This is a genomic window from Bacillus infantis, from assembly GCF_008180445.1.
Taxonomy (GTDB): Bacteria; Bacillota; Bacilli; order Bacillales; family Cytobacillaceae; genus Bacillus_AB; species Bacillus_AB infantis_B.
The window spans coordinates 354,236-360,379 of record NZ_VTER01000004.1 but is presented as its reverse complement, the minus strand read 5'-3'; the positions used below and the strand labels follow the sequence as shown (position 1 = coordinate 360,379).

Here is a 6,144-nt window from a genome sequence, read left to right as displayed (position 1 = left end):
GTGGAGGTTCCGTAGACCTCTGCGGTCTCTTTGAAGGTCTTCCCCTTAATACTGCGGATCTTAATGGCTTGGTTCAGCTCAACCGAAATACGCTGGTATCGGTCGACAAAGGGGTTGCGTTCCACAAACTTCTTTCCACACTGACAAGCATAGCGGCGCTTCTTATAGAAAAGCAGCGTCTGTCTTTCAAATAGCTTTAAATGCTTAATTTTCTGTATCCGATAGTCGTGGATTTTCACCGTTGATGTCCCACAAATCGGACAAATATGGGCTTTAACAGGCATCTCTACATGTATGCGAAGCTTCTCTTCCACTTCCTCCATTGATAGAACCACTACTTCTTCAAATCCAGGCAACTTTATGTTAGAATTCATTATGCACGTATCTCCAATCTATACTTGTTTCTCGACAACTCAAGTATAAAAGACTGGATGATTACGTGCATTTTTTATGTCTCAATTTGTGTAGGAACCCCAACATTTAGTATAGAGCCATTAAAAAAGCACTGCCCCATATTGGCAGTGCTTCCGTTGGCCGGCCATATACAGCCAGCAAGAGTAATACTAATCTGCCCGGGCATCAAAGGGAGGCCCGGTTCTTTTTTTTGCCTTTTTTTCCGTCAATGACGGTTAAATGAGATGGAGACTTGCGGGCTTTTGTTTTTCTTAAGGATGTAAGCGAACCGACACTTGCCTTCCTGGTGCTGGCAGGTTCTTTCTGATATTTCCTTTTAGATTTCTTAGCTGCTTTAACAAATGCCTGCTGCTCTTTTTTCATAGGGCCAGCTTTGTAGAAACGGCGAAACAGAAAGTATACGGCAGCACCAATGAGGGCCATTACGGCTATACTCTGCAAAAAACCGGCAGGGTCGTTTACCAATCTGCCTATTATTCCGATTATTGCGAGGCCGATGAGGCCGGCAACAATGTACAATGAAGTCCGGTTATTCAAAAAAGCCACCTCCCTATGAGCATGATGAGCATTTTCACTTGCTTTTAAACTATATTTTATACAATTTCTTCTGTTTTATTAGCGTCCTCGGTTTCCTTTTCCTTTTTTAGCAGTTCGTTAAACGAAAGAATGGCAACTTCTGTCTGTTTATCATCCGGTTCTTTGGTCGTCAGGAGCTGAAGCCAGAGTCCGGGAAGGCCGAGCCATTTCAGAACAGGCACATGCCTGACCTTATTCGTCAGCTGCAGGACCTCAAAGGAGATTCCGAGAACGACCGGGATCAGGGCAAGGCGGTTTAAAATCCTGACCCAAAGCGGATCGGTCGGCACAAACATATAAATGAAGACGCCGACAATGACGGTGAAGAGGATAAAGCTGCTGCCGCAGCGATAATGGAGCCTGGACTGGGCCTGCACATTTTCGACCGTCAGCTCCTTGCCGTTCTCAAAAGCATTTATTACTTTATGCTCTGCGCCATGGTACTGAAACACCCGCCTGATGATCGGGGTCAATGAAACGAAATAAATATACCCAAGCAGAAGGATGAGCTTGAAAAATCCTTCTACCAATACCTGTGAAAAATCGCTTGAGAAAATCGGCTTTGTCAAGGCCGCCAGGAATACCGGAACAAGGGTGAAGATAAATTTCCCGAACAGGAATGAAATGACCCCTATGGCTGCCACGCCGAGCCACATGGTCAGCTTGGATGGCTCCTGTTCTTTCAAGGTATGATCCTCGCTTGGATCAAGATCAAATCTCTCTGTTGAGAAATTCAAGTGCTTAGAACCGTTCGCACTTGCTTCAATAATGGCTGCTATCCCTCTAAGGAAAGGGATTTTCTTGATCGTCCGGAGAGACGGATTCGACTTTCTCGGCAGATGGAAGTATTCAATAGATTCATCCTTCCTTCTGACTGCTGTGACATAATGATGCTTGCCGCCGAACATGACGCCTTCAACTACCGCCTGGCCGCCATAAACGGGCTTTTGATCTTTAGACATATATGTAACACCAACCTATTGTGTACTGGGCCGAAACAGCATATTGAAAAAAGTGGATCGTGCCTGCAAGGCACTTTTTGCATAAGCTGAATGTACCTATATTTATTCTACTAAAAAACGGATAAAACCTCTAGAGCGGAGCGAAAGTAAGATTATTTCAGTCTTGCGGCCGGTGAACCTTCAATTTTTGGTTTTGATGTGATTGAAAAAATAACCATGGGCATACTAAAGCAATGGAGGTGGAAAAATGAAGGAAGAACATGCAAAGCTTGAACAAAATCAGAGGGAAAAGCCGATGTCCTTCATGACTATGGTCATTATCACTGGATTTGTCGGGGGGGTGCTTTGGAGCGGGCTGGCATATCTGGCTTACGTCTTTAACCTGACTGAAATACATCCAAGGGTTATCCTGGAGCCATGGACTATAGGCGGATGGAAGAAGACGTGGCTGGGGACGGTCATTTCGCTTGTATTCATCGGGATTGTCTCCATCGGGGCAGCCATCATCTATTATGCCCTGCTTAGAAAGATTAAAAGCATCTTAGCGGGGGCAGCCTACGGAATTGCGCTTTTCCTGCTGGTCTTTTTTGTACTGAATCCCATTTTTCCAGGCATCAGTCCGCTGAGGGATCTGGATAAAAATACAATTATTGCCTCTGTCTGTTTTTATATTCTTTATGGAGTATTCGTCGGCTTCTCCATTTCTTATGAAGAAAATGAAATCAGGTTCAGGGAAGATAAGGAAAAAGAAACTGCAACATAATATGGTTTCGGTGTGCTGCCGATTTCAATTGTGATAGAATGTTCTTATGGACATTCTTTTTTTCACGGGAGCCTATATATGAAAAAAATACTACTATTAAACGGGCCGAACCTGAATATGCTGGGCAAGCGGGAGCCTGGTATTTATGGGGAGACCACACTGAAGCAGCTGGAAGAGCGGATTACAGAGCTGGCCCGCGGACACGGGGCAGAACTGGAAGCTTGCCAGTCCAATCATGAAGGGGCGCTCATCGATAAGCTTTATGAAGCGAATGAGGCTGAGTTCGATGGCGTGATCTTTAATCCCGGAGCATTCACTCATTACAGCTACAGTCTTCGGGACTGCATAGCAGGCATAAGCGTGCCTGTCATTGAAGTACATATATCGAATATCCACGCCCGGGAGCCATTCCGCCATGTATCTGTCACCGCAGCGGTTACAGCGGGGCAGGTCGTCGGCCTGGGGCTCAAGGGATATGAACTGGCATTATCCGCACTTTTGGAAAAGGGGAGAAATTAGGATGGAGAATTTACAGAAGCTTCGCGCCGCATTTGAACAGCATTCAATCGATGGGATGCTGGTTACGAGCAATTATAACAGAAGATATTTAACCGGTTTCACCGGATCTGCAGGAGTAGTGCTGATCAGCGGGGAAAAAGCACAGTTCATCACCGATTTCCGATATGTTGAACAGGCCGGGAAGCAGTGTGAAGGCTTTGAGATCGTTCAGCATTCAGGCAATATCGTCGAAGAGGCGGCCAGGCAGGCAAGGAATCTGGGGATCCAGAAGCTTGGCTTTGAACAGGATCATGTATCATTTGCCTCCTTCAAAGCCTATGAAGCAGCAGCAGAAGCAGAGCTTGTTCCGGTAAGCGGGGCAATTGAAAAGTTACGCTTGATTAAGACGGAGTCAGAGATTAAGATATTAAAGGAAGCTGCGAGCATTGCCGATAAGGCATATACTCATATTCTGGACTATATACGCCCCGGCAGGACAGAGCTGGAGGTTTCGAATGAACTGGAATTCTTTATGAGAAAAGCAGGTGCAGCCTCTTCTTCTTTTGACATCATTGTTGCTTCCGGATACAGATCTGCCCTTCCGCACGGAGTGGCAAGCGATAAGGTAATTGAAAAAGGGGATATGGTTACACTTGATTTCGGCGCCTATTATAATGGCTATGTATCCGACATCACCCGCACCCTTGCTGTGGGTGAGCCGGACAGCAAGCTGAAGGACATTTACCATATAGTTCTTGAAGCTCAGCTCAAGGGTCTTGAAGGCATCAAACCGGGCATTTCCGGAAAAGAAGCCGACGCCCTGACCCGCGACCACATCAGCAGCAAAGGCTATGGAGAGTATTTCGGGCATTCGACAGGACATGGTATCGGTCTTGAGGTCCACGAGGGGCCTGGGCTTGCATCCAGATCTGATGTCATCCTTGAAGAGGGGATGGTCGTCACAGTCGAACCTGGCATCTACATCCCTGGTCTTGGCGGTGTGCGCATTGAAGATGATACAATCATTACAAAGGACCATAACGAAAAGCTCACTCATTCAACTAAAGAACTAATCATTCTGTAATTGCATATTAGGAGGACATAACACATGATTTCTGTAAATGATTTTCGTACAGGGTTGACCATCGAAGTAGATAACGGCATCTGGAGAGTAATGGATTTCCAGCATGTTAAGCCAGGAAAAGGCGCAGCGTTTGTCCGTTCAAAGCTCCGCAACCTCCGTACCGGCGCTATCCAGGAAAAAACCTTCCGTGCCGGCGAGAAGGTAGGCAAGGCACAGATTGATAACCGCAGAATGCAATACTTATACGCAAGCGGCGATCAGCACGTATTCATGGACAACGAGTCTTACGAGCAAATTGAACTGCCTGAAAACTCTATTGAGTATGAGCTGAAGTTCCTGAAAGAAAATATGGAAGTCCAGATCATGATGTATCAGGAAGAAACGCTTGGTGTTGAACTTCCAAACACTGTTGAACTGGAAGTGACGGAAACTGAGCCTGGAATCAAAGGTGATACTGCTTCTGGCGGAACCAAGCCTGCCACACTTGAAACCGGCCTGATTGTTCAGGTTCCTTTCTTCATCAACCAGGGAGATGTCCTGATCATCAACACAACTGAAAGCTCTTATGTGTCCAGAGCCTGATCAGTGAAAAAAAGGAATACCCGCGTGGCATTATGCCAGCGGGTATTTTTTTGATTTAAACTCTTAAAGCTTCCTTCCGGCCGTTCCCGGAGATTGATCGGTATTTCCGGGATTATTATATTCCGGGTCAGAGGATGCCGGTTTGCTGTTGCTTTTTGTTCCGCCAAGATATTGGTCCGGATCCTGCTGCTCTTTTAAAAATTTTTCATGATTTTCATTTACCATTCAGAAGCCACCCCTTCGGTACTCTTTTTGCCGCACTCTTTTTAGTATGCGCTTTTAAAATCCTGCTTATGAAAAAATGGCTTAAAGCTATTGCCATTTTAGAAATGTTATTGTAATATAATTAATACAAGCTGCGTTGTTCGTTTGTATATGAAGTTTCAACCTTTATGTAGTAATAGGGAGCCCTAAATCGGAATCAGGACGGCATGCCTCTATAAGAGGACACCCGGAAAGAATTCCTGCGGACACCCACCTGTTGGAGCAGGTTTGAAACTCCATATAAATCGGCGGCAACTGCGGCACTTATAATGTTATCCCAAAGCAATGGCCAATCGGCTGTTGCTTTTTTTAATATACAAAGTCTGCTGTAACATAGGCAGTAACTTCCATAGCGCCAGGTTCTATTGAAGTACCAGCGGCCGCGCTTTTTACAGACATGCCGGCTTCCCTTGGTATTGGCTGGCCGGGGGCAATGATTCCTTCAGTGACTGCTGCTGGTGTTTTAACCAGCTGTACATGAAGTGTCTTTGCAATAACAGAGGCCTTTTCATAGGCATCAATGACTGCGAGTGACAGAGCCTGCTTCTGAGGCTTTGCTTCATCGGCTAAAAGCCTGACAGAAGAAATGATATTCGCTCCGTTTTCTGCAGAGGTATCCAATACTCTGCCGGCGGCTTCCACAGGTGAAACAATCACCCTTAATAAATGCTCTGCCTTATACCCTCTGAAAATCTGTTTCCCATCCTGAAAATCGTATTGCGGAAAAACGGAATAGCTGCTTGTCTGTATGCTTTCTTCCGGCACTCCAATCCTGATTAAAGCGTCCTGTATCCTGGAGATCGTCTGGGCCGCTTCCGCCTGTGCCTCGGCCAGGGAACTGCTCTCGGCGGATACGCCAAAGATGGTCTCCGCTTTACTTGGCTTTACTTCGACGGTTCCCTTTCCTGTAACCCTGATCGTGTTCCGGCCCTGCTTCTGGAGGGGCTGCCCTGAAATGCCTTGATTTTTATACATATAATGTCCTCCCCTAATCCTTCTTG

The 6,144-nt window shown here is 46.0% G+C and carries 9 protein-coding genes and 1 other RNA gene; 5 read left to right on the top strand and 5 right to left on the bottom strand.

The window, feature by feature from the left end; genetic code table 11:
- The 3 genes from FZD51_RS09645 to FZD51_RS09635 form a co-directional block, all read right to left on the bottom strand.
- Nucleotides 1-374, bottom strand: a 374-nt coding sequence (locus FZD51_RS09645) for a transposase family protein (protein WP_148974558.1), incomplete at its 3' end; no start/stop codon positions are given.
- A gap of 205 nt (nucleotides 375-579) precedes the next feature.
- Nucleotides 580-960, bottom strand: coding sequence for an SA1362 family protein (locus tag FZD51_RS09640; RefSeq protein WP_187445692.1), 381 nt, complete (start codon nucleotides 958-960; stop codon nucleotides 580-582).
- A gap of 47 nt (nucleotides 961-1,007) precedes the next feature.
- On the bottom strand, nucleotides 1,008-1,952 hold the full coding sequence (locus FZD51_RS09635) for a DUF1385 domain-containing protein (RefSeq protein WP_094767077.1): 945 nt from the start codon (nucleotides 1,950-1,952) through the stop codon (nucleotides 1,008-1,010).
- 247 nt (nucleotides 1,953-2,199) lie between these two features.
- Between FZD51_RS09635 and FZD51_RS09630 the strand changes: the two genes are divergently transcribed.
- From FZD51_RS09630 to efp, 4 genes are all read left to right on the top strand, one after another.
- Entirely contained in the window at nucleotides 2,200-2,715 is a 516-nt protein-coding gene (locus tag FZD51_RS09630) for a YqhR family membrane protein (RefSeq protein WP_148974556.1), read from the top strand.
- A 78-nt stretch (nucleotides 2,716-2,793) separates the two neighbouring features.
- Nucleotides 2,794-3,234 (top strand): type II 3-dehydroquinate dehydratase, encoded by a 441-nt coding sequence (aroQ, locus tag FZD51_RS09625; protein WP_148974555.1) that lies wholly within the window; start codon nucleotides 2,794-2,796, stop codon nucleotides 3,232-3,234.
- A 1-nt stretch (nucleotide 3,235) separates the two neighbouring features.
- The gene (locus FZD51_RS09620; protein WP_148974554.1) at nucleotides 3,236-4,297 is read left to right on the top strand and encodes a M24 family metallopeptidase; all 1,062 of its coding nucleotides are present in this window, start codon (nucleotides 3,236-3,238) and stop codon (nucleotides 4,295-4,297) included.
- 24 nt (nucleotides 4,298-4,321) lie between these two features.
- Nucleotides 4,322-4,879: an elongation factor P gene (efp, locus tag FZD51_RS09615; protein WP_148974553.1), complete on the top strand. Its 558-nt coding sequence runs from the start codon at nucleotides 4,322-4,324 to the stop codon at nucleotides 4,877-4,879.
- A 63-nt stretch (nucleotides 4,880-4,942) separates the two neighbouring features.
- Here the strand turns inward: efp and FZD51_RS26105 are convergent, their stop codons facing one another.
- Nucleotides 4,943-5,104, bottom strand: coding sequence for a hypothetical protein (locus tag FZD51_RS26105; RefSeq protein WP_187445691.1), 162 nt, complete (start codon nucleotides 5,102-5,104; stop codon nucleotides 4,943-4,945).
- Between the two features lie 125 nt (nucleotides 5,105-5,229).
- On the opposite strand from FZD51_RS26105, the gene ssrS reads away from it, so the two are divergent.
- Nucleotides 5,230-5,411, top strand: a non-coding RNA gene (gene ssrS, locus FZD51_RS09610) — 6S RNA.
- Between the two features lie 41 nt (nucleotides 5,412-5,452).
- Here the strand turns inward: ssrS and FZD51_RS09605 are convergent.
- A complete protein-coding gene (locus FZD51_RS09605; protein WP_148974552.1) occupies nucleotides 5,453-6,118 on the bottom strand; it encodes an SIMPL domain-containing protein in 666 nt (221 codons plus the stop codon).
- Nucleotides 6,119-6,144: the final 26 nt, after the last annotated feature.

Bases quoted from the DNA above. Each gene is read 5' to 3' on its own strand.
- FZD51_RS09635 (WP_094767077.1), bottom strand. From the start codon at position 1,952: ATGTCTAAAGATCAAAAGCCCGTTTATGGCGGCCAGGCGGTAGTTGAA.
- FZD51_RS09620 (WP_148974554.1), top strand. From the start codon at position 3,236: ATGGAGAATTTACAGAAGCTTCGCGCCGCATTTGAACAGCATTCAATC.
- aroQ (WP_148974555.1), top strand. From the start codon at position 2,794: ATGAAAAAAATACTACTATTAAACGGGCCGAACCTGAATATGCTGGGC.
- efp (WP_148974553.1), top strand. From the start codon at position 4,322: ATGATTTCTGTAAATGATTTTCGTACAGGGTTGACCATCGAAGTAGAT.
- FZD51_RS09630 (WP_148974556.1), top strand. From the start codon at position 2,200: ATGAAGGAAGAACATGCAAAGCTTGAACAAAATCAGAGGGAAAAGCCG.
- FZD51_RS26105 (WP_187445691.1), bottom strand. From the start codon at position 5,104: ATGGTAAATGAAAATCATGAAAAATTTTTAAAAGAGCAGCAGGATCCG.
- FZD51_RS09605 (WP_148974552.1), bottom strand. From the start codon at position 6,118: ATGTATAAAAATCAAGGCATTTCAGGGCAGCCCCTCCAGAAGCAGGGC.